Source organism: Mesorhizobium sp. B3-2-1, from assembly GCF_006439515.1.
In the GTDB taxonomy this organism is placed as follows: Bacteria; Pseudomonadota; Alphaproteobacteria; order Rhizobiales; family Rhizobiaceae; genus Mesorhizobium.
Window position 1 is genome coordinate 174,917 of the sequence record NZ_VFTI01000009.1, and the last position, 24,521, is coordinate 199,437.

General features: G+C 64.0%; 20 protein-coding genes. 9 read left to right on the plus strand and 11 right to left on the minus strand.

The genetic code is table 11. The features are described 5' to 3' along the window. Window position 1 precedes the first annotated feature (1 nt). From FJW08_RS12265 to FJW08_RS12280, 4 genes are all read right to left on the minus strand, one after another. Window positions 2–3,436 (minus strand): helicase-related protein, encoded by a 3,435-nt coding sequence (locus FJW08_RS12265; RefSeq protein ID WP_140810750.1) that lies wholly within the window; start codon window positions 3,434–3,436, stop codon window positions 2–4. Window positions 3,437–3,735: 299 nt separating this feature from the next. Further along, window positions 3,736–3,972 (minus strand): hypothetical protein, encoded by a 237-nt coding sequence (locus FJW08_RS12270; protein WP_140810751.1) that lies wholly within the window; start codon window positions 3,970–3,972, stop codon window positions 3,736–3,738. Window positions 3,973–4,170: 198 nt separating this feature from the next. Further along, a complete protein-coding gene (gene phbB, locus FJW08_RS12275) occupies window positions 4,171–4,896 on the minus strand; it encodes an acetoacetyl-CoA reductase (RefSeq protein ID WP_140754686.1) in 726 nt (241 codons plus the stop codon). A 106-nt stretch (window positions 4,897–5,002) separates the two neighbouring features. Continuing rightward, entirely contained in the window at window positions 5,003–6,181 is a 1,179-nt protein-coding gene (locus tag FJW08_RS12280) for an acetyl-CoA C-acetyltransferase (protein WP_140754684.1), read from the minus strand. Between the two features lie 296 nt (window positions 6,182–6,477). Between FJW08_RS12280 and phaR the strand changes: the two genes are divergently transcribed. Then, on the plus strand, window positions 6,478–7,089 hold the full coding sequence (phaR, locus tag FJW08_RS12285) for a polyhydroxyalkanoate synthesis repressor PhaR (protein ID WP_140754682.1): 612 nt from the start codon (window positions 6,478–6,480) through the stop codon (window positions 7,087–7,089). 20 nt (window positions 7,090–7,109) lie between these two features. On the opposite strand, the gene FJW08_RS12290 is transcribed toward phaR, so the two are convergent. Beyond that, window positions 7,110–8,252, minus strand: coding sequence for a citrate synthase (locus FJW08_RS12290; RefSeq protein ID WP_140810779.1), 1,143 nt, complete (start codon window positions 8,250–8,252; stop codon window positions 7,110–7,112). A gap of 92 nt (window positions 8,253–8,344) precedes the next feature. Here FJW08_RS12290 and FJW08_RS12295 point away from each other — a divergent pair, with 92 nt between their 5' ends. The 5 genes from FJW08_RS12295 to FJW08_RS12315 all read left to right on the plus strand — a co-directional run bounded on the left by FJW08_RS12295 (window position 8,345) and on the right by FJW08_RS12315 (window position 16,306). Then, window positions 8,345–9,433 carry a citrate synthase/methylcitrate synthase gene (locus FJW08_RS12295; RefSeq protein ID WP_140810752.1) on the plus strand — a complete coding sequence of 363 codons (1,089 nt, stop codon included), beginning with the start codon at window positions 8,345–8,347 and terminating at the stop codon, window positions 9,431–9,433. Window positions 9,434–9,640: 207 nt separating this feature from the next. Beyond that, window positions 9,641–10,771, plus strand: coding sequence for a patatin-like phospholipase family protein (locus FJW08_RS12300; RefSeq protein ID WP_140810754.1), 1,131 nt, complete (start codon window positions 9,641–9,643; stop codon window positions 10,769–10,771). A gap of 825 nt (window positions 10,772–11,596) precedes the next feature. After that, window positions 11,597–12,772, plus strand: a complete 1,176-nt coding sequence (locus FJW08_RS12305) for an efflux RND transporter periplasmic adaptor subunit (protein WP_140810755.1) — start codon at window positions 11,597–11,599, stop codon at window positions 12,770–12,772. 79 nt (window positions 12,773–12,851) lie between these two features. After that, a complete protein-coding gene (locus tag FJW08_RS12310; RefSeq protein ID WP_140810756.1) occupies window positions 12,852–16,028 on the plus strand; it encodes an efflux RND transporter permease subunit in 3,177 nt (1,058 codons plus the stop codon). A gap of 119 nt (window positions 16,029–16,147) precedes the next feature. Next, window positions 16,148–16,306 (plus strand): DUF3309 family protein, encoded by a 159-nt coding sequence (locus FJW08_RS12315; RefSeq protein WP_140810757.1) that lies wholly within the window; start codon window positions 16,148–16,150, stop codon window positions 16,304–16,306. Between the two features lie 74 nt (window positions 16,307–16,380). Here the strand turns inward: FJW08_RS12315 and FJW08_RS12320 are convergent, their stop codons facing one another. Next, a complete protein-coding gene (locus FJW08_RS12320) occupies window positions 16,381–17,340 on the minus strand; it encodes an SDR family oxidoreductase (protein WP_140810758.1) in 960 nt (319 codons plus the stop codon). A 114-nt stretch (window positions 17,341–17,454) separates the two neighbouring features. On the opposite strand from FJW08_RS12320, the gene FJW08_RS12325 reads away from it, so the two are divergent. Beyond that, window positions 17,455–18,369 carry a LysR family transcriptional regulator gene (locus FJW08_RS12325; RefSeq protein WP_140810759.1) on the plus strand — a complete coding sequence of 305 codons (915 nt, stop codon included), beginning with the start codon at window positions 17,455–17,457 and terminating at the stop codon, window positions 18,367–18,369. Here FJW08_RS12325 and FJW08_RS12330 read toward each other — a convergent pair. From FJW08_RS12330 to FJW08_RS12340, 3 genes are all read right to left on the minus strand, one after another. Further along, window positions 18,327–19,508: an MFS transporter gene (locus tag FJW08_RS12330; protein ID WP_140810761.1), complete on the minus strand. Its 1,182-nt coding sequence runs from the start codon at window positions 19,506–19,508 to the stop codon at window positions 18,327–18,329. The genes FJW08_RS12325 and FJW08_RS12330 overlap by 43 nt on opposite strands. 98 nt (window positions 19,509–19,606) lie before the next feature. Beyond that, window positions 19,607–19,915: a DUF1244 domain-containing protein gene (locus tag FJW08_RS12335; protein WP_140810762.1), complete on the minus strand. Its 309-nt coding sequence runs from the start codon at window positions 19,913–19,915 to the stop codon at window positions 19,607–19,609. An 11-nt stretch (window positions 19,916–19,926) separates the two neighbouring features. Then, window positions 19,927–20,724 (minus strand): N-formylglutamate amidohydrolase, encoded by a 798-nt coding sequence (locus FJW08_RS12340; RefSeq protein ID WP_140810763.1) that lies wholly within the window; start codon window positions 20,722–20,724, stop codon window positions 19,927–19,929. Window positions 20,725–21,011: 287 nt separating this feature from the next. Here FJW08_RS12340 and FJW08_RS12345 point away from each other — a divergent pair, with 287 nt between their 5' ends. Further along, window positions 21,012–21,458: a DUF1036 domain-containing protein gene (locus FJW08_RS12345; protein WP_246682314.1), complete on the plus strand. Its 447-nt coding sequence runs from the start codon at window positions 21,012–21,014 to the stop codon at window positions 21,456–21,458. Further along, the gene (gene pyk / locus FJW08_RS12350; protein WP_140754659.1) at window positions 21,455–22,885 is read left to right on the plus strand and encodes a pyruvate kinase; all 1,431 of its coding nucleotides are present in this window, start codon (window positions 21,455–21,457) and stop codon (window positions 22,883–22,885) included. The genes FJW08_RS12345 and pyk overlap by 4 nt, the downstream gene beginning before the upstream one ends. Before the next feature lie 56 nt (window positions 22,886–22,941). Here the strand turns inward: pyk and FJW08_RS12355 are convergent, their stop codons facing one another. Further along, window positions 22,942–23,358 (minus strand): hypothetical protein, encoded by a 417-nt coding sequence (locus FJW08_RS12355; RefSeq protein ID WP_140810764.1) that lies wholly within the window; start codon window positions 23,356–23,358, stop codon window positions 22,942–22,944. 52 nt (window positions 23,359–23,410) lie between these two features. Next, complete coding sequence (locus tag FJW08_RS12360) at window positions 23,411–24,478, minus strand: alpha/beta hydrolase (protein ID WP_140810765.1); 1,068 nt, start codon at window positions 24,476–24,478, stop codon at window positions 23,411–23,413. Between the last annotated feature and the right edge of the window lie 43 nt (window positions 24,479–24,521).

The window sequence follows — 24,521 nt, forward strand, 5'->3', positions numbered from 1 at the left end:
CCTACTTCTTTAATTGGTCGCGCAAAGCGGCGAGCTTGGCGAAGGGTGAATCCGGATCGAAGCGCACCGGACGCTCCTCGCGCGGCTTGGGCTGGAAGGCGGGCTTTCCGCCCCCCTTGCCACGATCGGCACCCTTGCCTTCCGGGCTGCCGCCCTTCCAGTCAGGCCGACCTTCGCGGCGGTCGGGACGATCGCCTTGCGGGCGGCCGTCGCGGCGCTCGGCGCCTTCGCCTTGCGGCCTCGGCTTGAACTTCGAGCGGTCGAAGCGCGGTTTGCCGGCGCCGTCGCGGCGCCCTTCATGAGCGGGACGGTCCGCGGGCGTGCCTGTTGCCGGTCCGTCGCCGGCATCGGCAGGCGCGTTGCTTCGGCCGCGCGCCTGTCCGGCTTGCGGGCGGTTGTTGCGGCCATCGCGATGGCGCGGGCGCTGGTCAAAGCGACCTTGGCGCCACAACAGGATCGGTTTTGGCGCTTCGGCTTCCGGCGCAGGTTCGCTGGTGGCTTCCGCCACTGCAGCCGGTTCGGCGGCATCCGTCGGCGCGGAGGCTTCGACGATCGGCTCCGCCGCTGCGGCTTCCTCCGTGGGCGTGGCGTCGACCTCGGCAGCTTCAGGTTCGGCCTGCGGTTCAACCGGGGCCGGCTCGGCGGGTTCAACAGCGGCTTCGGCTAAAGGCTCCTCTTCATCCGCAACCTCAGTCGTGGCTTCCGACTGCTCTTGTGCGACAGGCTCTGCTGCCGTTTCCGCGATGACCTCGGCTGGGGCTTCGATGGCGGCCTCGGCGGCTGCCGTTGCCGAACCCTCGACCGTTGCCTCCGCGGCCGCATCTACAGCGCCGGCTTCCGTTACTGCGGCTTCCACTGCCGCCTCTTCCGCCGCCTTGGCCTGTTCCGCGCGGGCTACCTCTTCGGCTGCCTGCTTGGCAGCGGCGGCTTCCCGCGCGGCAGTGTCCTGCGCTTCCAGCCGTGCCTTGACTTCCGCCACCGGTTTCGGCTCGGCGCGATAACCGAGACCCTTGAGGATCTCTTCCATGTCGTCGGCGGTGGCGCCGAGGATCGACATCATCGGCGGCGTCACCATGAAGGACTGGCCGTCATAGGCGCCGTCCGGTCGCTGGCCGAGGCCGGGCTTCCAGTTGGTCGCCGGGCGGATCAGGTCGGCCAGCCGCTCGAGAATATCGATGCGCACGGCGCGGCGGCCGAGATTGCGGTAGCCGGCAAGCTTGTAGAACGCCTTGTCGAAGGCCGGATCGATGACAACAGAGGTGCGTCCCGACGCCAGCGCATGGACGACGTCGCCGAAGCCCGGCTTGTCCTTGCCGTCGTTCTTCAGCGCCCAAAGCAAGGTCACCAGTCCGGCGGGTGCCGGCTTGATCAGCGCCGGCACGAAGACGTGATAGGCACCGAAGCGCACGCCGAGCCGGCGAAGTGCCGCGCGACCTTCCTGGTCGAGCGACTTCATCTCCTCGGCGATGTCGCGGCGATTGATGAGGCCGAAATTCTCCACGAGCTGGAAGGCGATGCCGCGGCCGATACCGGAAATCTGCTCCGCATTCTTCAAGTCGACCAGCGGCTTGAGCAGGGATTCGATCTGGAAATTGACGAAACGCTCGGCGCGCGCGGCGACCTTGTCGCGGGCCGGGCCGGTGAGTTGTTCGTCGGCCAGCAGCACCAGCCGCGGCTTCAGCGCGTCCTCGCCCGAAACCAGCGTGCCGATCGGTGCGCCGATCCAGCGCAGGGTGCCGTCCGAGCCGAGCGCGAGGTCGCCATTGGCGCAGGCGCCGAAGCGCTCCGCACGGGCCTCGAATTCGGCGGCCAGCGCTTTTTGCGCGGCCGTGCGCACGGCCTTGGCGTCCTCGCCGCCGGCGGTCTGGTCGGCGGTGAAGCGGAACCCTTGCAACTCGCCGACATGATGGCCTTCGACAAGGACGGTTCCGGTAGGACTGATTTCGGCTTCGGGCATGGTATTTTCTCTAAGGCGCCGCATGAGGACGGAAGTCCTGCGGTCTACGAAGCGTTTCGTCAACCGCTCATGCAGCGCATCCGACAATCTGTCTTCGATTTCACGCGTCTTTTCCCGCCAGTGTGCCTGATCGGCCAGCCAGCCGGGCCGGTTCGACACGAATGTCCAGGTGCGGATCTGGGCGATGCGGTGCGACAGCGTGTCGATATCACCCTCGGTGGTGTCGGCGCGGCGCACCTGCTCGGCCATGTAATTCTCGTCGACATGGCCATGCCGGGCGAGGTCCATGTAGATCGAGGCGATGAGGTCGGCATGCTGGGCCGGCGCAATCTTGCGATAGTCGGGCAGCGCGCAGGCTTCCCACAGCAGCGCCACGCGTTTCGCATTGGTCGAGAGCGCGCGGATGCCTTCGTCGCGGGAGAGATGTTCGAGCGCCTGTGCATCGACGGCCGGCAGCGCGCGTGTCAGGCCTTCGACCGGGGCGTTGGTTTCGATCGATCGCTTCAGCGCATCGAGGCTGGCGAAATCGAATCGGGCGGTGCGCCACTGCAGCACCTTCACCGGGTCGAACTCATGGCCCTCGATCCTCTGGACCAGATCCTCGTCGAGCGGATCGACCTGACCGGTGACGCCGAACGTGCCGTCGCGCAGGTGCCGGCCGGCGCGGCCGGCGATCTGGCCGAGTTCGGCCGCCGTCAAATTGCGGTACTGGTATCCGTCGAATTTGCGGTTCTGGGCAAAGGCGACATGGTCGAGATCGAGGTTGAGACCCATGCCGATCGCGTCGGTGGCAATGAGATAGTCGACATCGCCCGACTGGAAGAGCGCCACCTGGGCATTGCGGGTGCGGGGCGACAGCGCCCCGAGCACGACGGCCGCACCGCCTTGCTGGCGGCGGATCAGCTCGGCGATGGCGTAGACCTCGTCGGCGGAGAAGGCGACGATCGCGGTACGCCTTGGCAGGCGCGTCAGTTTCTTGGAGCCGGCATAGGCCAGATGCGACAGCCGCGGCCGCGTCACCACCGAGACGCCCTTCAGCAGCCGCTGGAGAATGCCGTGCATAGTGGCCGCGCCGAGCAGCAGCGTTTCCTGGCGGCCGCGCAGATGCAGGATGCGGTCGGTGAAGATATGGCCGCGTTCGAGGTCGCCGGCCAGTTGCACCTCGTCGATGGCGACGAAGGCAGCGTCGGACTCGCGCGGCATGGCTTCGACGGTGCAGACCGAATATTTGGCGCCTAGCGGCTGGATCTTCTCCTCGCCGGTGATGAGCGCCACCTTGTGGGCGCCGACCTTCTCGCAGACGCGCGTGTAGACCTCGCGGGCCAGCAGCCTGAGCGGCAGGCCGATGACGCCGGTTTCGTGCGCCACCATGCGCTCTATGGCGAGATGGGTCTTGCCCGTGTTGGTCGGGCCAAGCACGGCGGTCACGTCGCGGCCCGACAGGATCAGCGGCTCGGTGTGTTTCTGCTGAATGTTCATCGGCTCGGAAATAAGGCTTTCTGGCCTCTCGTGGTCGGGAGCGTGCCTGGACGGCGCGTATGACAGCCGACACATAGGGATTTCGGGCGCGAAGCGAAAGCGGAATGTTCCGGCAGGGTGCCGAAGACGTCCGCGTCGACCCGCAAATGAGCCGCTGCTTAACAGTTGGAACGAGTCTGGAACGAATCAGCGACGAATCGCTGACTCCGAGAGATTCAGCTTTTGTTCACGGCTAGATATGGATTTTGTGACGACGAGTCTCACCACATGCTGAATCGTCGAAACTGGCCCGTTTTATGCTAGGTAGGCCTTGCCGTTAACTTTTGCCGGTAAACGATGCGGGAAATACGGTACGCCCCGCTCAACATTATGAAATTGTTAATCTTTCTGAACTTGGCGTTAAGGAATTGCAGGCAATCGAGGCCATTAATGTTAACATTGCGCTCAAAGCCGGAACGAATCGGCGACAAATCAGCGCCAGCGGTATTTTCTCCTTTTGTTCCCCCAATATCTTGTGTTGTGAACAGCTTATCCACCGAGAATCCACAGGCTTGACCACAGGGTTTCGCACAGACGCGGCTGCCGTCATTAACCTTTGCGTGCCGGATTGGAGCATCGCGCCATAGCGAAGCCTTCCAAGGATCAAGCGTCGTTTGAAAGCGGACCGGTTTCCCGGTCCGCTTGTTGCGAGCACGCGTCGATCCCCCAGCCGTTGGCTGCGGTGAGAAGAGGACTCAGATGAAGTACTGGCCACCATTGGCGGTGAGGGTCGAGCCGGTGATGAAGCCGGCGTCTTCGGAAGCCAGGAAGACAACGCAGCGCGCGATCTCTTCCGGTTCGCCCAGGCGGCCGACCGGGATTTGCGGGATGATGCGTTCGTTGAGCACCTTCTCGTCGATCGCCTTGACCATCTCGGTGGCGATGTAGCCGGGGCAGATGACGTTGACGGTGATGCCGGCGCGCGCGCCTTCCTGGGCGAGCGCCTTCGAGAAGCCGATATCGCCGGCCTTGGCGGCGGAGTAGTTGACCTGGCCGGCCTGGCCTTTCTGGCCGTTGATCGAGGAGATGGTGATGACGCGGCCGAACTTGCGGTCGCGCATGCCGCTCCACAGCGGATGCGTCATGTTGAAGACGCCGGACAGATTTGTGTCGATGACCTCTTTCCACTGGTCGCGCGTCAGCTTGTGGAACATGGCGTCGCGGGTGATGCCGGCATTGTTGACCAGCACCGACACCGGGCCGAGGTCGGCCTCGATCTGCTTGATGCCGGCGGCGCAAGCGTCATAGTCGGCGACCGACCATTTGTAGACCGGAATGCCGGTTTCGGCCTTGAACTTCGCCGCCGCGTCGTCGTTGCCGGCATAATTCGCGGCAACCGAATAGCCGGCAGTCTTCAAAGCGGTCGAGATCGCCGCGCCGATACCGCGCGATCCACCCGTGACGATTGCAACCTTGGTCATGCATTTCCCCTTTTGAAATCGCCCTGTTGTCGGGCTTGGCAGGCACTGGATTTGCCACAGGCACTACATATGAACCGGGCGGCTTGCGCCGCCCGCCCAAAATCTATCAGAGAGCCTCCACACACATGGCGACGCCCATGCCGCCGCCGATGCATAGGGTGGCGAGACCCTTCTTGGCGCCGCGTCGGCGCATCTCGAAGACCAGCGTGTTGAAGATGCGGGCGCCCGAGGCGCCGATCGGGTGGCCGATGGCGATGGCGCCGCCATTGACGTTGACGATCGAGGGATCCCAGCCCATGTCTTTGTTGACGGCGCAGGCCTGTGCGGCGAACGCCTCGTTGGCCTCGACAAGGTCGAGATCCCCTGCCGACCAGCCGGCCTTTTCCAATGCCTTGCGCGAGGCGGGAATGGGTCCGGTGCCCATGATCGCCGGATCGACGCCGGCGGTTGCCCAGGACGCGATCCGCGCCAGCGGGGTGATGCCGCGCCTGGCGGCTTCCGCTTCACTCATCAGCAGCGCACCGGCAGCACCGTCATTGATGCCGGAGGCGTTGGCCGCGGTCACCGTGCCGTCCTTGTCGAAGGCCGGCTTCAGCTTGGTCATAGCATCGATCGTGGCGCCGTGGCGGATGTACTCGTCCTGGTCGACAATGGTGTCGCCCTTCTTGCCCTTGATGGTGAAGGCGACGATCTCGTCCTTGAACTTGCCGGCCTTCTGCGCGGCCTCGGCCTTGTTCTGCGAGGCCAGCGCGAACTGGTCCTGGTCGTCGCGGGTGATCTGGAACTGGCGGGCGACGTTCTCGGCGGTGTTGCCCATGTGGTAGCCATTGAAGGCGTCCCACAACCCGTCCTTGATCATGGTGTCGATCATCTTGTAGTCGCCCATCTTGACGCCGGCGCGCAGGTGCTCGGCGTGCGGCGACAGCGACATCGATTCCTGGCCGCCGGCGATGATCACCTTGGCGTCGCCGGTGGCGATCTGCTGCATGCCGAGCGCGATGGCGCGCAGGCCAGAGCCGCAAACCTGGTTAAGGCCCCAGGCGGTGGTCTCCTTGGGCAGGCCGGCCAGGATCGAGGCCTGGCGAGCCGGGTTCTGGCCTTGCGCCGCGGTCAGCACCTGGCCGAGGATGACCTCGTCGACCTCGGCCGCCTCGACACCGGCACGCGTCAAAAGTTCCTTGACGACGACGGCGCCGAGTTCATGCGCGGGCGTGGCGGCGAAGGCGCCGTTGAAGGAGCCTACGGCCGTGCGCGCGGCGCTGGCAATGACGATGGAAGCGGACATTTTCTTCTCCAGACTTCAAGGGTGTTGTTGTGCCGTTGAGGACTTTTCTTGCCCTTTCCCAACCCCAAGTCAAACCGGAAATCGGCATGGCGCCGATGCGCCGCAAGCAGACCTCGCCTCGTGGCGCCGGCGGTCTGGCCGGTGCTGCGCAGCATATTTAGCCTGCCATGCAGCATTATATTATCCCGCACTGCACAAACTGCTTGGAATTATGAGGCTTTTGCGCATATCCTCAAAAAGGGCGCAATCGTTACCGGCTGCTTACTCAGGCGTGCCGGTGTCCGGGGAGGATGCAGATGGCCGCAAAAGACGACCCGATCATTATCAAGAAATACGCCAACCGCCGCCTCTATAATACGGGGACGAGCACCTATGTGACGCTCGAGGATCTGGCCGAGATGGTCAAGAAGGGCGAGGAATTCACGGTCCAGGACGCCAAGACCGGTGATGACATCACGCATCCCGTGCTGACCCAGATCATTTTCGAGCTGGAGAACAAGGACGGGCAGAACATGCTGCCTATCCCGTTCCTGCGCCAGTTGATCGCCTTCTACGGCGACCAGATGCAGATGATCGTGCCCAGCTTCCTCGAACAGTCGATGATCGCCTTCTCCAAGGAACAAGAGCGGTTCCGCGAACAGATGAAGGGCGCCATCGGCAAGTCGCCGCTCGACGTGATGAAGATGGCGACGCCGATCAAGGCGCTGGAAGAACAGACGCGCCGCAACATGGAAATGTTCCAGAACGCAATGCGGCTGTTCACGCCTTTTCCGCCCCCGGGCTCGTCGGCGCCTGCCGCGGCTCCCGCCGAGCCGGCCAGGAAGGAAACGCCGGAAAAGCCGGACGATCTGCAACAGCTGAAGGATCAGATCGCGGCCATGCAGCGCAAGCTCGACACGATGTCGTAAGCGCATAGCGCTCACGACATTCAGCCCAGCAATCCCTCATAGCGGCCGCGCGGCCTGATGCTGCTGCCGCTCGCGATCTGTTCGACCATGTGCGCGGCCCAGCCGACGCTGCGTCCAAGCGCGAACAGGTGGAATGGTGCATCGCGCGGCAAGCCAAGGCCGCGCGTCAGCACGGCCAGGGCAAAGTCGATGTTCGGTTGGGCGCCTGTCGCGGCAATGGCGGCGGCTTGCAGCGATTGCAACGCCTCGTCGGTGTTGTCGAGGGAGGCCAGAAGCGCTGCGGCCCGGGGATCGCCCTCGGGATAGAGCGGATGGCCGAACCCCGGCAGTGGCCGGTCATGGCCGAGCCAGCGCCGGATCGCGGCATCGGCGCCGTGCCGCGCCGCGTCCTCAGCGAGTTGCATCACCGCTTCGCCGGCGCCGCCGTGGCGGGGACCGGACAGTGTCGCCAGGCCGGCAAGCAGACACGCGGCGGGCGAGGCTCCGGTCGAGGCCGCGACGCGGGTTGCGAAGGTCGATGCGTTGAGTTCGTGATCGGCGAGCAGGACAAGGGCACGGCGGATCGCTTCCGCGCCGCCATCATCCGCCGACCAGCCCCGTGCCAATCGCCGATGCACTGGTTCAGATCCCGCGATGGCACCAAGGGCGCTGGCCAGCACGCCGATCGCGTGCGCGGCATCAGTGCACAGCAAGGCAGCACTTCGTCCAAGCGAGGGCCGCGCCTGGCCGGCAAGCAGAGCGAGTTGCGCAAAGGCCGGGGTGCGGCCGATCTGAGGCGGCGCATCTGGCGACGGCGCTTCGAAACTGACCGGGCCGGGCAGGGCCCAGAGCAGCCCAGCGGTTTCTTCCAGCGTGGCATGGTCGGACAGCGCCGCGGCGTCCCGACCCCGATAAATGAGGTGGCCGTGCCAGACGGTCGAAATCGCGGTGACGATCGACGGCTCGCCCCAGGCGATCGCGCTTTCGGCAATGGCCGCAGGGCTCCGCCCGCGCGCCCTCCGCATCGCCAGTGCGGCGATATCGTCGGCGCGGTACTGGCTGCGGCGCGGGTCGGCACGGTCCGGACGCATGCCGATGCGGCCGCGGCTGACATAGGCATAAAGCGTCTGCGGCCTCACCCGGAGCCTTTCCAATGCCTCTTCCCGCGACAACCATTCGGACATATCGAGCCAGATGTTGATTCTATTGATCAAGATTGATGCTTATGGCGCCCACCCTTATCTCCCATCGGGAAAAGCTTCAAGGAGACAAGGCTATGGCGAATGGGCTCGATGATGTGGTGGCGGCCGAAACCGTGCTGTCCGATGTCGATGGTCTGGGCGGTCGCCTGACGATCCGCGGCCATTCGCTTGGGGAATTGGCTGGACGATGGAGTTACGCCCAGGTCGTCCACCTGCTGCTGGACGGGTTCTTCGACGGTCTGCCTGGCGACGCCGAACTGGCGGCAAAACTGGGTGAGGCACGCGTCGAGGTGTTCGAGCGGCTCGCGCCTGCGCTGCCCTTGCTGGCACCGTTTGATGTCTACAGCGCCATGCGCGCCGGCATGGCCTTGCTGCCGGATGGCGAGACGCTGACGGACGCCTTGCGGCTGATCGCGGCGCCCGCGGTGCTGACGCCTGCGCTGCTGCGCCTGCAGTGCGGTGAGCAGCCGATCGCACCCGACGGCAAGGCCGATCATGCCGCCGACATGTTGAGGATGCTCAGGGGCTCCATCCCGTCGCCTGATCTGGCCAAGGCACTCGACACCTATCTGGTGACCGTATGCGACCATGGCCTCAATGCCTCGACCTTCGCCACCCGCGTTGTCGCCTCGACCTTGGCCGGCCTGACATCGTCGGTGCTGGCCGGCCTCGGCGCGCTCAAGGGTCCACTGCATGGCGGCGCGCCCGGCCCGGTCATCAAGATGCTCGACGCCATCGCTGCGCATGGCGACGCTGCCGGCTGGCTGCGCGGCGAGATCGCCCGTGGCGAACGCATCATGGGTTTCGGCCATCGCATCTATCGCGTGCGCGATCCGCGCGCCGATGTGCTGAAAGCGGTGGTCCGCAAGCTTGGCGGCGAGGGCGAAACCGGTCGCCGGCTGGCCTTCGCCGAGACGGTCGAGCAAACGGCGCTCGACGTGCTCCGGGTCGCCAAGCCGCAGCGCTCGCTGCAGACCAATGTCGAGTTCTACACCGCGCTGGTGCTGGAAGCGGCGGGATTTCCTCCTGATGCCTTCAGCAATGTCTTTGCCGCCGGGCGCGTTGCCGGCTGGATCGCGCATGCGCGCGAGCAGCAGACCACCGGGCGGCTGATCCGTCCGCAGTCGCGCTATGTCGGGCCGGTGCCTGACCTCGTCGCCTAGATTTTCCGTCTGTTTCAAAGGCTACGGTCCCTCCGCATCGCAGCGGAGGGGCTTTTCGCATCACCGAAATTTCATGTGATCACGCGACCGTGTTCGTGTTCTTGCCTTGGTCCATCCTTATATGCTGCACTGCAACATAAGCCGGCCATGGCTGCTTCCTTCCAATGACGTTGGGGCAGGCCGGCGCATCAGGATGACAGGAACGCCATGACGAAGAACGGCAAGGCGGAGGAAAAGAAGAAGATCAACATCGCCCTTCAGGGAGGCGGCTCGCACGGCGCCTTTTCCTGGGGCGTGCTCGACCGGCTGCTGGAGGATGGCAGGCTGGAGATATCGGCGGTGTCCGGTACCAGCGCCGGCGCCATGAACGCAGTCGCATTGGCCGATGGTTTCGTGCGCGGCGGAGTCGAGGGCGCCAGGCAGAAACTGGACGATTTCTGGCACGCGGTGGCGGCAAAGGGCCGGTTCAGCCCGGTGCAGCGCATGCCGTGGGATGTCGCCTGGGGCAATTGGTCAATCGAGAACACGCCGGGCTATGTCTTCTTCGACACCATGTCTCGAGTGTTTTCGCCCTATGTCGCCAACCCGCTCGGCCTCAATCCGTTGCGCGACGTGGTCGCAAGGGAGATCGACTTCGGGAATGTCCGCGCCTGCAAGTCGATGGAGCTGTTCATCTCCGCCACCAATGTCGAGACAGGGCAGTTGCGGGTGTTTTCCGATGGCGAGATCGACCTCGACACGGTGATGGCGTCGGCCTGCCTGCCGCAACTGTTCCGCGCCGTCGAGATCAAGGGCGTGCCCTATTGGGACGGCGGTTACGGCGGCAATCCGGCGCTCTACCCGTTCTTCAAGACCGCGGCGACCGAGGATGTGCTTCTGGTGCAGATCAATCCGGTGGTGCGCGAGGGAACGCCAAGAAGCGCCAACGAGATCCAGAACCGCATCGACGAGATCACCTTCAATGCCGGGCTTCTGCGCGAATTCCGCTCGATCGCCTTCGTCAAGGAACTGATTGCGGCAGGTCGACTGCCGCATGGCGAATATCGCGACATCCGCATGCATCGCATCGATGCCGACGAGGCGTTCAAGGATCTGTCGGCATCGTCCAAGGTCAATGCCGAATGGGCCTTCCTGACCTATCTGCGCGACCTCGGCCGCACCGCCGCCAGCGACTGGCTGGAAGAGAATTACGATGCCGTCGGCAGCCAAGCTACGCTCGACCTGTCCGGCGAACTCGATGATGGGTTCAAGCCGGTACGCGGTCCCGCACCCGGCCGTCGGGTCAAGGAATTTCTCGCCGCGCGCAAGAACCCCGAGGCCGAACGCCGTCGGGCCTGAATCCGACGGCGCTGGCTCCACGGCAGCGTCTGTCGGCAGCCATGACAGGGTCTCCGGAGCAGCGCCCAGTCCAGCGTTGTCGGCGTGACGGCAACCTTGACGTGCGGAAGAGCCGTCATCATGCTGACGCCTGCTGCCACTGACGGTCGGATGGCGCTGCCCCGGAGCGTTCAGTGGCATCGGGCGCAATGCTCGGTACAGAATTGCGAATAGGACGAAATACACCTGGTATTCCCGCACCTGTCTCGCGCCGCGCCCGAAGTCGGGCGTATCATGACACGCGGTCCGGGACGCAATAATGCGGGCGCATAGGTGCTTTCAGCATCTGTCCGACGTCGGTGCATCGGGGTCGGCAAGCAGCCTGATCCGAAGGGGCCGTCGTCCCGTTTCCCGAGCGATTCCAGTTCTTTGGCCGAGTGTCGTGGCGCCGCTACCATTGTCCCTCGCCGATCACACTGACGCCGATCGTCGGTTTGTGCCTGCACTTCAATCAGCGACGCGACGCGGATCGCGGCTGTAGTCCGGAGACGACCCATGGCGAGCGCGGCTGGTCGCCCGTGGCCGAAGTTTCAGGGGCGGATCGCGAGCCAGCGGGCGCTTCGTCAAGTAGACAGGCAAGTCACGAAGAACCGTTTCATGGCGACCACACCTTGCCCGGCTATGCAATGCTGCTGCAACTTTGGGACTATATTGCGATGCAACTTTGATGTAGAAGCGCGCTCGCCGATCACGGCAATTTGAACACGGTCAGGCGCGCACCCATATCGGCGACGCGCCCGCGTCATAAGAGGCGGTGCTGGCCGAACCCGCAGTGGAAAAATGACGATGCCTAAAATCAGGTTTCACAAGCTTGCAGCCATTGTTGTGCTCATCGGTTTCGCGGCGTGGATGGCGACCGGCGAGTTCTCGTCGGTCGGCAGCGTAGCGGCCAACAAGGCCAAGGCAGCCGAAGTCGAGCAGGGCAAGGCGCCGGATGCGAGCAAGCCGAAGGCGGCGGAAGCCGAACAGAAAGCGCCGCTGCGCACCGTCGCGGTGGTGACGCCGCCACGCAAGACCTATGCGCGCGCCATCCGCATTTCCGGGCTGACCGAAGCCGACAAGCGCGCGGTGCTTGCAACCCGCGTCGCCGGCGTCATCGACCAGCTACCTGTCAAGCAAGGCGATCACGTCAAGACCGGCGACCTGGTGCTGATGCTCGCCGCCGAGGAAAAGATCTCGATGGTCGACAATGCCAAGCAGCTTGTCGCGCAGCGCCAGGCCGAGCTGGACGCGTCGTTGCGGCTGATGAAGACCGGCAATTTGCCCAAGCTGCAGCTCGACACCGCCCGCTCCAATCTGACTCTGGCGCAATCCCAGTTGGACACCGCGCAGGCCGAGCTCGACCGCAACGAAGTAAAGGCGCCGTTTGACGGCGTCATCGACCGGGTGCCGGTGGAACTGGGCAGCTCCGTCATGCAGGGCGGCGAGGTAGCGACCATCCTCAAGCTCGATCCTGTGATCGCGCGCGGCGAAATCAGCGAGCGCGACCTCGGCTATCTCAAGATCGGTGACAAGGCCAGCGTTCGGCTGGTCAGTGGCCAGACCGTCGAAGGCACCGTGCGCTATATCAGCCGCGACGCCTCGTCGGCGACCCGCACCTTCCGTGTCGAGATCGCCATCCCCAATGCCGATGGCTCCGTGCCGGCCGGCATGACGGCGGAAATCCAGCTCAGCGCCTTGCCGACCGACGCCGTCCTGCTGCCGCGCTCGGTGGTGACTCTCGGCGACAAGGGCGATCTCGGCATCCGCGCCGTCGGCACGGACAACAAGGTGGCATTCTTCCCGATCGACCTGGTCGACGACACGCCGACCGGTCTCGTGCTCGGCGGCATCCCGGCCGATGCGCGCATCATCGTCGCCGGCCAGGAACTGGTGAAGGAAGGCGACGAGGTTCATCCGGTCGAGGCCGACCAGGCAACCATCAACAAGCTGATCGGCGAAGCCACCGCCGGGACGCAGTAGCGCGGGGCGCCGGCGCCGGGCCTTGCCCGGCGACAGCATGTCCGTTCGCCACTCCCGAAGCCAACAGCAGGCATAAGTCATGGATATCGTCAGACTCGCAATCAACAATGCCCGCCTGACCATCTCGGTGCTGGTCTTCCTGCTGATCGCAGGCTGGGTCGCCTATCAGTCGACGCCGAAGGAAGCGGAACCCGACGTTCCGATTCCGATGATGTATGTCAGCCTGATCTATCAAGGCATTTCGCCCGAAGATTCCGAGCGCCTTCTGCTGCGGCCGATGGAAAGCAAGCTGAAGAGCCTGAAAGGCCTCAAGGAGATGCGCTCGGCCGCTTTCCAGGGCGGCGGCTATGTGCTGGTCGAGTTCCAGCCGCAGACGAACCTGGCGACGGCACTGCAGGATACGCGCTCCAAGGTTCAGGACGGCAAGGCCGACCTGCCGCAAGCGGCCGAAGAGCCCGTCGTCACCGAGGTCAACATTTCCGAATTTCCGGTGCTCGTCGTCACGCTGTCGGGCGAATTGCCCGAACGCGTGCTGGCGGCTGCGGCGCGCGAACTGCGTGACCGCATCGAGGAAGTGCCCGGCGTCCTCGAAGGTTCCCTGCAAGGGTCCCGCGACGATTTGGTCGAAGTCGTCATCGATCCGATGAAGCTGTCGTCTTACGGCTTGCAGCTCGATCAGCTGATCGGCGCCGTCGGCGCGTCCAACAGCCTGGTCGCCGCCGGCAACATCGAGGGCTCGCAGGGTAAATACGCCGTCAAGGTGCCGTCGCTGATCGAGACGCCCGAGGATGTGGCCGCACTTCCCGTGGTCGCCGGTCCCAATGCCGTGGTTCAGGCCAAGGACATCGCGACGATCCGCTCGACCTTCGCGGATGCCACGACGATCACGCGCCTCAACGGCAAGCCGGCCATCGCCATCGAGGTCAAGAAGCGCATCGGCGCCAATCTGATCGACACGCTGACCAAGGTCAGGGAGGTGTCCGACACCTTCGTCAAGACCATGCCGGAAGGCATGCACGTCACCTACACGCAGGACAAGTCGGTCTTCGTCAACCAACTGCTCGGCGATCTGCAGAACCACGTGATGATCGCCGTCATCCTGGTGTTCATCGTCATCCTCTACGCGCTGTCCGGGCGTGCCTCGCTGCTCATCGGCCTGGCCATTCCGTCATCCTTCCTGATCGGCATCCTGCTGCTGGCCATGATGGGCTACACGATCAACATGATCGTGCTGTTCAGCCTCATCCTGGCCGTCGGCATGCTGGTCGACGATGCCATCATCGTCACCGAGTTCGCCGAACGACGGATGAGCGAGGGCATGCCGAAGCAGGAAGCCTTCGCGCTCGCCGCCAAGCGCATGGCCGGTCCGGTCATCGCGGCGACGATGACGCGTATCGCTGCCTTCTCGCCGCTGCTGTTCTGGCCGGGGATCATCGGCGATTTCATGAAGTACATGCCGATCACGCTGATCGTCACGCTGTCGGCCTCGATGCTCTATGCGCTGGTCTTCGCGCCGACGCTGGGTGCGATCTTCGCCAAGGCGCCGCAGCATCACGAGGAAGGCAATCGCGATGGCTGGTACATGGCTGTCGTCAAGCAGGCAGTACGCTTCCCCATCACCGTGATGGTGCTCACCGTCGTCTTGCTGGCCGGCATCTTCGTTGGCTATTCGAAGTATGGTGCCGGCGTCGAGTTCTTCCCGAGCGTCGAACCCGACTACGGCCTGCTCTATGTGCATGCCCGCGGCAACCTCTCGCTGGCCGAAATGGATACCGCGACCAAGATTGCCGAAAACCGGCTGCTCGGCTGGCCGGGCGTGAAGTCGGTCTATACGCGCGTCGGCAAGTCCCAGGGCGGCGGCCAGGACGTGCCCGAAGACGTCGTCGGCGTCATCCAGTACGAATTCATCGACTGGCGCGAGCGCAAATCGGCCAACGATATCCTGAACGACCTGCGTGGCGTGATGGCCGGCATTCCCGGCGTCGACGTCGAGGTGCGCGTGCCGGAAGCAGGCCCGCCGACCGGCAAGCCGATCCAGATCAGGCTTTCGGCCATCGACCCCAAGGGATTGGACGAGAAGGCGCGCGCCGTCGCCGCGCGCATTGCCAAGGTGCCCGGCGTCATCGACATCTCCGATGGCTTGCCGCCGCCCGGCGTCGACTGGGCGCTCGAGGTCGATCGGGCCAAGGCCGCCCAGTATGGCATCAGCCCAACCTCCGTCGGGACGGTGGTGCAGCTCGTCACCAATGGCTTGAAGCTCTCGGAATACCGGCCGGCCGGCGCCGACAAGGCGGTCGACATCCGGCTGCGCTTGCCCGAGGACCGGCGCACGCTGTCGACGCTCGACGAGCTCAGGGTACAGACCTCGCAAGGATCGGTGCCGATCTCGAACTTTGTCGTTCGCAAGGCGAAGCCGAGCGTCGGCATCCTCAATCGCATCGACGGTGCCCGCACCGTGGTGGTGCAGGCCAACGTCGCCGCCGGCGCTCAGGTCGCCGCCGTTCAGCAGGAGGTTACCCAGGCCGTCGCCGACATGAATCTCGGCAGTGGCATACGCTGGAAACTGGCCGGCTCGAACGAGGACAGCGCGGAAGCCAGCGCCTTCCTCAGCAAGGCCTTCGGGGCCGCGATCTTCCTGATCTTCCTAGTGCTGCTGGCGCAGTTCAACAAGTTCACCAGCGTCTGGCTGGTGCTGTCCTGCGTCGTCATGGCGACGATCGGCGTGTTCCTCGGACTGCTGATAACAGGCGAGACGTTCGGCATCGTCATGTCGGGCATCGGCGTCATCGCGCTGGCAGGCGTGGTGGTGAACAACAACATCGTGCTGATCGACACCTATGACCGGCTGCGCGAGGAAGGCTGGGACAAGATGGACGCGGTGCTGCAGACCTGCCGCGAGCGTGCGCGTCCGGTTGTGCTGACGGCGGTATCGGCCATTCTCGGCGTGCTGCCGATCGCCTTCGGCCTCGGGCTGGAAATCTTCCATCACGAGACGACGATCAATGCGCCGTCGACGCAATGGTGGATTTCGCTGTCCTCGGCGATCGTCTTCGGCCTGTCCTTCGCCACCATCCTGACGCTGGTGGTGACGCCGTCGATGCTGATGGTGTTCACGCGCGCCAAGATCAAACCCGGTGCGCGGCGCGGCTGGTTCAGCCGCCTGTTCCGGCGTGGCAAGGGCCAGATCTCGTCGGACACCCCGGCAGCGGATGAAGGCGCCGAGCCGGCAATTGCCTTCCCGAAAGCCGCCGAATAGACGGCTCCCCGATCTAACTGCCAAAGGCCGCCCGGAACAACCGGGCGGCCTTTGGCATTTTCCCTCAGGGCCGATGTCCCAGCATTGTCTCGCAAGCAACGCAGAGCGGGGAATTTGTCATGCCGATCAGCACCATCGTCATCATCGTCCTGATCCTTGTCCTCATCGGAGCGGTGCCGGCATGGCCGCACTCGCGATCCTGGGGTTATGGACCTTCGGGCATTGTCGGTGTGGTGCTGGTGGTGATTCTGGTGCTGGTGTTGATGGGGAGGCTTTGAGCTGCCGCCTCAATTCGTAAAGGACGAAAGGCCTTCAGCTTCGGGTAAGTTGTAAGTGCCGTCGGCGTTGGAAATCAGGCAGCTTCCGCGGCGCCATTCACGGTGGCGATGCCGATATCCTGGAGCGCATCGGCGACCGCCCGGTCGAGCGGCGTATGCGGGATTTCTCCAATGATGCCTTCCAGCCGCGTCGAAGCCAGCCGGTGCGGCTCGAAGCGCAGGTATGACATCGAGACGATCTCGCGCCACATTGCCACGAACGGGCTGCCGGCGCGCAGCACCCACCAGGGCATGGAAGTCATTTTGAGCTGATGGCCGACGGCCTTCTCGGCGGCGGTCTTGATATCGAGATCGGTGACGGCATGGCCCGGGAAGTTCAGCGCCTCATAGACGCCGAGCTTGTCGAGATTGCGCGCCAGCGCGACGAAACCGACTGCGAAGTCCGGCAGATAGGCCCATTCATGCACAAGATCGGCCGGACCAGGCGCGGTGTAGATGCCCTTGTTGATCTTGGCGGCGACGACCAAGTCGAACCACGAGCCGCTGCCGGTGCCGCCGAAGAAATCGCCGGCGCGCAGAAGAATGGTGCGCACCCGGCCGGCCTCGGCCTCACGGCAGAACAAATCCTCCATGGCGCAGCGAATGCGGCCTTTTTCCGTGGTTGGATGAAAGGGTGTGTCTTCCGTGATCACCGCCGGCATTGGCGAGCCGTAATTGTAGACGGTGCCGGGGAAGAGGTGCAGCGCGCCGTTGGTATGGCAGGCCGCCATGACGTTCTGCGCCATCGGCAGGCACTTGCCCCAGTCGGTGTAGATAGGATTCAGGCCGTTGAAGATGATGTCGACTCCTTGTGTGGCGCGGATGAGCGACTGGCGGTCCAGCGCGTCGCCTTCAACCGCCGTTGCGCCCTTAAGCTCTGCCGGCACCTTGCCGGTACGGGTGACGGCGCGGACGTCGAAGCCGGCGTCGATGAAGGCTCTGGCAACCACGCGGCCGAGCCGGCCATTGGCGCCGAGGATTGCGATCTTGGTCATTGGATAACTCCTGGTTGGTTGTTGCAGTCCGTATCGGTGTTTGCAGGGTGAATATGATTGCCTCATCTATGAATTGAAATTGACCAGGATTGCAGTTTTAATATTCATTATTGAATGGATGACATCGACTGGAACCTGATCAAGAGCTTCGTCACCGTGGCGGAAACCGGCAGCCTGTCGGCCGCGGCGCGAAAGCTGTCGGCAAGCCAGCCGACGCTTGGTCGTCACATCGGGGAGTTGGAGCAGGCGCTTGGCGTCACGCTGTTCCGACGCGGGCGAAGCGGCTATGCGCTGACGGAAGCCGGCGCCACGCTATTCGAACGGGGCAAGGTGGTGAGCGAACAGGCTAGTGCCTTTTCACGGCTCGCGCTGGGCTCGGTCGAGGCGATCGAAGGCACGGTGCGGATTGCCGCCAGCGAAGTGGTGGCGGCCTATGTGCTGCCAGACATGATGGCAAGGCTCGGCATCGAGGAACCCGGCATCGAGGTCGAGATCGTTGCCTCGAACCAGGTCGAGAACCTGCTGCGTCGCGACGCCGACATCGCCATCCGCATGGTCAAGCCGGCGCAGAACGAACTGGTGGCACGCAAGGTCGGCGATATCGCGCTCCGTGCCTGCGCTGCCGTATCCTATCTCGACAGATGCGGCCGTCCGCTAGGGCCAGCCGATCTCGTCGATCACGCCCTGATAGGCTTCGATCGCAGCGACGAGATAATCCGAGGCTTTTCCCAGTATGGTATTCCGGTCACCCGAAGCAGTTTCCGCTTCAGGGCCGATAATCAGATCGTGCTCTGGGAAGCGGTGCGGGCGGGAAACGGCATTGGTCTTGGCCAGGAGCCGCTGGCAGACCGCGATCCGCTCGTGGAAAAGGTGTTGCCCGGCCTGCCATTACCTGCCCTGCCGGTCTGGCTCGCCATGCATCGCGACGTGCGCGGCAGCGTGCGCATCCGCCGCGTGGCCGACTTTCTCCATGAGGAGTTGAGGCGCTATTCGGCAGGTGCGGCGTCGGGGGCGAATTCGGCGCGGTGAGCCAACCCGGCCATCAAAAGAACGACGATCAGCAGGCCCGCCATGGCGATGAAGATCGGGCCGAAGCTGAAATGTTCGGCAACGAAGCCGATCGCCGACGGCGCCACCAGAATGCCGGAATAACCCATGGTGGTGACCACGCTCATGCCGGTGCCCGACGACATGCCTTCCTGGTTGCCGCCGGCCGAAAATATGATCGGCACCATGTTGGCGATGCCGAAGCCGCAAAGCGCAAAGGCCGCGATAACGAGCCAGGGCGAGGGTGACAGGCCGGCGATCAGCATGCCGGCGGCGGCGAATACAGCCGATCCGCGCAGCGTCGTCACCGCGCCGAAGCGGTTGCGGACACCATCACCGAAAAAGCGCATGATCGCCATGACGCCGGAGAAGGCGGCGTAGGCCAAGCCGGCGACGGCGAGGTCGGCGCCGAGTTCCTGCCGCAGATACAGCGCCGCCCAGTCGAGTACCGCGCCCTCGGAAATCATCGTCAGCAGGGCCATCAGGCCGATCAGGTAGACCAATGGGTTTGCCGGCAAAGTGAATTTGTGGTGCTCGGCCGCTTGAGGCCTGTTTTCGGCCACGATATGGGGGACCGCCGCCGCGATCGCCGCAAAGGCAAGCGCGGTCACCACCGCGGCATGGGCGAAATGGCCATAGGTCTGGATGGCAAAGCCGCCAAGGGCGCCGCCGGCGAAACCGCCGAGGCTCCAGAAGCCGTGCGAGGAGGACATGATGGCGCGCCCCAGCCGCCGTTCCACCACCACCGCATTGGCATTCATGGCGACATCCATGCCGCCGATCGAGCCGCCGAAGATGAACATGGCAACGGCCGCCAGCGGCACGTCGGGCGCCAGTGCCACGACCAGCAGGCCGAGGCTGCCGCAGAGACCGAACCAGCGCAGCACGGTGCGCGAGCCATGTCTGGAGATCAGGTGGCCGCACCATGTCATGGCGGCGACCGCGCCGGCGCCAAACAAAAGGATCAGCAGGCCGAGCGTGAATTTCGAGATGTCCAGCCTGGTCAGGAACACCGGAATCTGCGGCGCCCAACTGCCGGTCAGAAAACCGTTGGCGAGGAAAATGGCGGCCACGGCCCATCGCCCGCGAATGGCAGTCTGCATGGCGTTCGACGCGTTCATAGGGCGAATCCGGTCAGAAAATGGCTTTGCGCGGCAAATTAGATCGATTCAATTTTCAGTCAAGCGCTCTTGTGGGAAAGTATTTGGGCCAACCGGACTCAGTGATCCCTAGGACGCCTGGCTTCGAATTCGGCCTTCTTGGCGTCCGAAGCCTCTGTCTGGTTGAGCGCCTGCCACTGCGCATAGGGCATGCCGTAGACGATCTCGCGCGACTGGTCCTTCGAGAGATCGACGCCCTCGGCATTGGCAGCCTCGCGATACCAATTCGACAGGCAGTTGCGGCAGAAACCGGCGAGGTTCATCAGATCGATGTTCTGCACGTCGCTACGTTCGCGCAAATGGGTCACCAGCCGGCGAAAGGCAGCGGCCTCGAAGTCGCGCTTCTGTTCGTCGCTGAGTTTGGTCATCGGAACCTCCGTCATAGCGGCCCGGTGCGCGAGCCAAACATCTTTACCGCATGTATATCGGGACGGCGGTCGATGCCGTCAACGATCGGGGCCAGCCGCTCGGCCCAGGCGAGAGTGCCCTGCTGGTCTGCTATCAGGTCCTGGCGGATTTCGATCAGCGCGTGGGCGTAGCCATTGACGATGGCGTGCCTGAACATGGTGTCGCCGCGCAGCGCGCCGTCATACGGTTCGTTGTCGCCGACGATGAGGTCTTTGTCCTCAGCCAGCATGTCGATCAGCTGTCGCGCCGCCCGGTCGTCCCTGTCCCAGAGGATGCCGACATGCCAGGGCCGCTGCCTGCCTTGCATGGCCGGTGTGAAGGAGTGCACCGAGAAGATGAAGGGCGCCTTGCCGGTGGCTTGCACGACCGACGCAATCATGGCGCCGACCGCATCGTGATAGGGACGGTAGAAGCGATCAAGCCGCCTTTCGCGTTCTTCCGGCGCCATGGGATAATTTCCTGGAATGACGGTGCCGTCATAGAGCTGGCGAATGAGGGTTGGATCGTCCTCTCCCCGGTTGGGATCGATCAGCAGCCGCGAGAAATTGGCGAGCACCGCCGGTACGTCCAGCAGGGCCGCCAATTCGCGCGTCACCGCTTCGACGCCGATGTCGTAAGCGATATGGCGGCCGAATTCGGCCGATGGCAGCCCCAGGCTGCCATACTCCTCGGGCAAGTCGCGGCGGGCATGATCGGCCAGAAGCACGATGCCCCGCTTGCGGTCGCCCTCGACAATATCGAATGGCGCGAAAACTGTGGATCGGGTCATTGGCGGGAAATGGGCTGTTCGCTGGCTTCCGGGGAGGGTGCTATCGTCATTCCACGAAGACGACGCGTGCGCAATGCCGTTGTTTGGCCAAGGTTTCCGCTGAAATCTGGCAAGGGGCGACGGATGGCGCGCCGGGAGCCTTCCTAAATCGATTGGATTGGTTGAAACGGCGCGTTGACATGCGCCCGGACTTTTCCGAAAAGGGGCGCAGAGAGATGCTGATGTGGTTCTTGAGGGGTTTTGGAATGGGTTGCGCCGGCAGGCAGCGCATGCGCTCAGCCTTTGCCATGCCATTCCTGATCCTGACCGTTGGCGCGTCGGCAATGGTCGTGGCCTCGCCGGCGCACGCCGATTTCCGCGTCTGCAACGCCACGCAGAACCTGGTCGGTGTCGGCATCGGCTATCGTGCCAAGGCCGGCTGGATCACCGAGGGCTGGTGGCACATCGATGGATCGAGCTGCAAGACGTTGATCGAAGGGCCGTTGTCATCAAGGTTTTACTATCTTTATGCAGAAGACGCCGAGCGCGGCGGACGCTGGGACGGCCCGATCAACATGTGCGTGGCTGAAAAAGAGTTCAAGATCGCCGGCGTAAGCGACTGCGTCGCCCGGGGCTTCCAGCGCGCCGGATTCCAGGAATATGACACGGGCGAGCAGGCAAGCTGGATGGTCCAGCTCACCGATGAGCCCGCAACGGGAGGCGCCCCAGCCGCCCCGGGAACGAATAGTCAATGAGACGTAGCCGTAAGGTCAAGATCCTCGCCACCATCGGTCCGGCCTCCTCGTCCGAGGAGATGCTGAAGAAGCTGTTCGAAGCGGGCGCCGATGTCTTCCGCATCAATATGAGCCATACCGATCATGAGCTGATGCGCACGCTGGTCGCACGCATCCGCGCCGTCGAGGAAAAAGTCGGCCGGCCGATCGGCATCCTGGCCGACCTGCAAGGCCCGAAGCTGCGCGTCGGCAAATTCGCCAACGGCAAGGAAGTGCTGACGCTGGGCCAGACCTTCACGCTCGACGACAATCCCGAGCCTGGCACCTCGACCAGGGTCTACCTGCCGCATCCGGAAATCCTGAGTTCGGTCGAGGCTGGCCATCGCCTCTTGATCGACGACGGCAAGCTCGAGCTGAAGGCGGTGAAGAGCGACGGCAAGTCGATCGTCTGTACCGTCATTGCCGGCACCACGATTTCCGACAAGAAGGGCGTCAGCCTGCCCGATACCGACCTGCCGGTCGGCGCGCTGACCGAGAAGGATCGCAAGGACCTCGACGCGGTGCTCGCCACGGGCGTCGACTGGGTCGCGCTGTCCTTCGTGCAGCGGCCGGAAGATCTGGCCGAAGCGCGCAAGATCGCGCGCGGCCGCGCGCTCATCATGGCCAAGATCGAAAAGCCGCAGGCTGTCGCCCGGCTGGCCGAGATCATCGAATTGTCCGACGCGCTGATGGTCGCCCGTGGCGATCTCGGCGTCGAGATGCCGTTGGAAGCCGTGCCCGGCATCCAGAAGCAGATAACGCGCGCCGCGCGCCGCGCCGGCAAGCCCGTGGTGGTCGCTACGCAGATGCTGGAATCGATGATCACCGCCCCGGTGCCGACCCGCGCCGAGGTCTCCGACGTCTCGATCGCCGTCTTCGAAGGCGCCGACGCCATCATGCTGTCGGCGGAATCGGCGGCGGGCGCCTATCCCGTCGAGGCGGTTGCCATGATGAACCGCATCGCCACCAAAGTCGAAACAGATCCGACTTATGCCGGCATCATCAACGCACAGCGTTCGGAGCCGGAAGCGACCGGTGCGGATGCCATTTCGCTGGCCGCCCGCGAAATCGCCGAAACGCTGAAACTGTCGGCGATCGTCACCTACACGGCATCAGGCACCACCGGCCTGCGCGCCGCGCGTGAGCGCCCGCAGGTGCCGATCATCGCGCTGTCACCGATCGTCGACACGGCGCGGCGGCTGTCGCTTTTATGGGGCACACATTGCGTGGTGTCGCCAGACGCCACCGATCTCGACGACATGGTCAACCGCGCCTGCCGCATTGCGCTGGAAGAAGACTTCGGCAAGCCGGGTGACCGCGTCATCATCACCGCCGGCGTGCCGCTGCGGACCCCGGGATCGACCAACATGCTGCGCATCGCCTATGTCGGATCGGAAACCGGCCGGTAGTCGGCCGCAAACCTCATTGCGATCCTGAGCGCCCTTGCCGCGGCTTCCGCGTGGTTTCATCGCTGGAGAAACCGGTGCGCGCGAGGAATAGGGTCGTACAGATACTGATCCGGGCCCAGTATCTTTCGACGGTTGATTTCGGTCGTATCGAGCAGATCGAAATCGACCTTCGCGATCGTGCAACGCCATCCGGCGTTCCGCGAGGCCCAGCCTCTTTCATGATGTTCGAGCAACCGCTCTCGGGCGCAATAGCCGTGATAGTCGAAAGCGATCATGCCGTTGGTCACATAGATATGGTTTCCCGAAAAGCTCTCAGCCGGGATGATCCGTTCGCCGTAAAATCCCTCAAGAGGCGGATGCTTGAGGAAGGTGCCGGCGAGAATGGCGCACGCGCCGTGACCGAAGAAGATGCGATCCGGCAGCGCCCATCGTTTTTCGGGGTTTCTCTTTATGCCGTGTTTCAGAACATACATGCCGCTCAGGTCCTGATGGGGTCTTGCGATGACCGTTTTCGGATGGCAGGCATCAGGTCGGCGCGAGCTCCGCTTCAGGTTCCTTGATGTCGGCGCATTTGCCCACGCCATAGGCGTCGTCGGCAATCCGGGCTTCCACCTTCCTGGCGATTGCTTCCAGGTCGATATCCTTGCCGGCGACTTTCCCGATGGCGCCGACAACGAGGTCGGGGGCGATCCAGTCGGGTTTGTGACCGAGATTATGCACCCAGACGAGCTCGGCGCCTGAGATGTCGCGCACCATGCCAACGGAATGGATATGCGCATAGACGACCTTGTCGCGGTCGCCCGAAATGACGACGGTCGGCGCCGTGATCTCGTTGTAGTGCGGCGCGGCACCAAGCGCATAGCGATAGAGCCCGGCCACGTCGGTGGCATTGGCGCGAAAGGCCGATGGCCGCAGTACCAGCGGGATCGAGGCTGAGGCGAGATAATCGTCGGGCACCTTGTTGGGCGCGAAGACGCAGGTCGTGGCATCAGCCATCCGCAACATTCCCGCAGGATAGCTCAGGGTCTCGGAGAACAGCCGGCCGATCACCGGAATGGTGGTCAGGTCGTAGTACCAGGACGTCGCGCCGCCCGGCCAGGGATGGGTTGCCGGTGCCAGGAAGACGAGGCCGAGCGTCCTGTCCGCATGCTCGCGGCCGAAAGCCGCCGTCACCACGCCACCGAAGGAATGGCCGACAATGATTGCCTTCTTGATGTCGAGACGGTCCATGAGCGCGGCGATGGTGTTGGCCTGAGCCGACGGATCCTCATTGTTGCCGGGACGGCGTCCCGACCAGCCGGCTCCCGGCCGGTCGAGGAACAGCATTTCGGCCCGCCCTTCGAGCCGTGGCCTCAGCGGCAGCATCTGATCTTTAAGATTGGCGCTGGCGCCATGGATGAAGACGATCGGAGGCAGATCCGCATTGGTTGGAGCGGGGATGTGGACATAGTGGATGCGGGCGCCGTCGATGTCGGCGAATTCGCCGATCGGCGGAACGCGGCGCTCGATCAGCCATGAGCCGACGCGGGTCACGCCGACAAGGGCAAGGGCAAGCGCCATCAGGAAGGCCAGCGCGGCATAAATCAGGTTCATGCGGGGTATACGGGTGAGTAGGGGAGTAGGGGAGTAGGGGAGT

What these genes read in the sequence shown, in the direction of transcription:
- FJW08_RS12320 (WP_140810758.1), bottom strand. Translation starts at nt 17,340, where the DNA reads ATGACCAAGATCGCAATCCTCGGCGCCAATGGCCGGCTCGGCCGCGTG.
- FJW08_RS12355 (WP_140810764.1), bottom strand. Translation starts at nt 23,358, where the DNA reads ATGTATGTTCTGAAACACGGCATAAAGAGAAACCCCGAAAAACGATGG.
- FJW08_RS12345 (WP_246682314.1), top strand. Translation starts at nt 21,012, where the DNA reads ATGCCATTCCTGATCCTGACCGTTGGCGCGTCGGCAATGGTCGTGGCC.
- FJW08_RS12340 (WP_140810763.1), bottom strand. Translation starts at nt 20,724, where the DNA reads ATGACCCGATCCACAGTTTTCGCGCCATTCGATATTGTCGAGGGCGAC.
- pyk (WP_140754659.1), top strand. Translation starts at nt 21,455, where the DNA reads ATGAGACGTAGCCGTAAGGTCAAGATCCTCGCCACCATCGGTCCGGCC.
- phbB (WP_140754686.1), bottom strand. Translation starts at nt 4,896, where the DNA reads ATGACCAAGGTTGCAATCGTCACGGGTGGATCGCGCGGTATCGGCGCG.
- FJW08_RS12300 (WP_140810754.1), top strand. Translation starts at nt 9,641, where the DNA reads ATGACGAAGAACGGCAAGGCGGAGGAAAAGAAGAAGATCAACATCGCC.
- FJW08_RS12360 (WP_140810765.1), bottom strand. Translation starts at nt 24,478, where the DNA reads ATGAACCTGATTTATGCCGCGCTGGCCTTCCTGATGGCGCTTGCCCTT.
- FJW08_RS12280 (WP_140754684.1), bottom strand. Translation starts at nt 6,181, where the DNA reads ATGTCCGCTTCCATCGTCATTGCCAGCGCCGCGCGCACGGCCGTAGGC.
- FJW08_RS12335 (WP_140810762.1), bottom strand. Translation starts at nt 19,915, where the DNA reads ATGACCAAACTCAGCGACGAACAGAAGCGCGACTTCGAGGCCGCTGCC.
- FJW08_RS12265 (WP_140810750.1), bottom strand. Translation starts at nt 3,436, where the DNA reads ATGAACATTCAGCAGAAACACACCGAGCCGCTGATCCTGTCGGGCCGC.
- FJW08_RS12295 (WP_140810752.1), top strand. Translation starts at nt 8,345, where the DNA reads ATGGCGAATGGGCTCGATGATGTGGTGGCGGCCGAAACCGTGCTGTCC.
- FJW08_RS12315 (WP_140810757.1), top strand. Translation starts at nt 16,148, where the DNA reads ATGCCGATCAGCACCATCGTCATCATCGTCCTGATCCTTGTCCTCATC.
- FJW08_RS12310 (WP_140810756.1), top strand. Translation starts at nt 12,852, where the DNA reads ATGGATATCGTCAGACTCGCAATCAACAATGCCCGCCTGACCATCTCG.
- FJW08_RS12290 (WP_140810779.1), bottom strand. Translation starts at nt 8,252, where the DNA reads ATGTCCGAATGGTTGTCGCGGGAAGAGGCATTGGAAAGGCTCCGGGTG.
- FJW08_RS12305 (WP_140810755.1), top strand. Translation starts at nt 11,597, where the DNA reads ATGCCTAAAATCAGGTTTCACAAGCTTGCAGCCATTGTTGTGCTCATC.
- FJW08_RS12330 (WP_140810761.1), bottom strand. Translation starts at nt 19,508, where the DNA reads ATGAACGCGTCGAACGCCATGCAGACTGCCATTCGCGGGCGATGGGCC.
- FJW08_RS12325 (WP_140810759.1), top strand. Translation starts at nt 17,455, where the DNA reads ATGGATGACATCGACTGGAACCTGATCAAGAGCTTCGTCACCGTGGCG.
- phaR (WP_140754682.1), top strand. Translation starts at nt 6,478, where the DNA reads ATGGCCGCAAAAGACGACCCGATCATTATCAAGAAATACGCCAACCGC.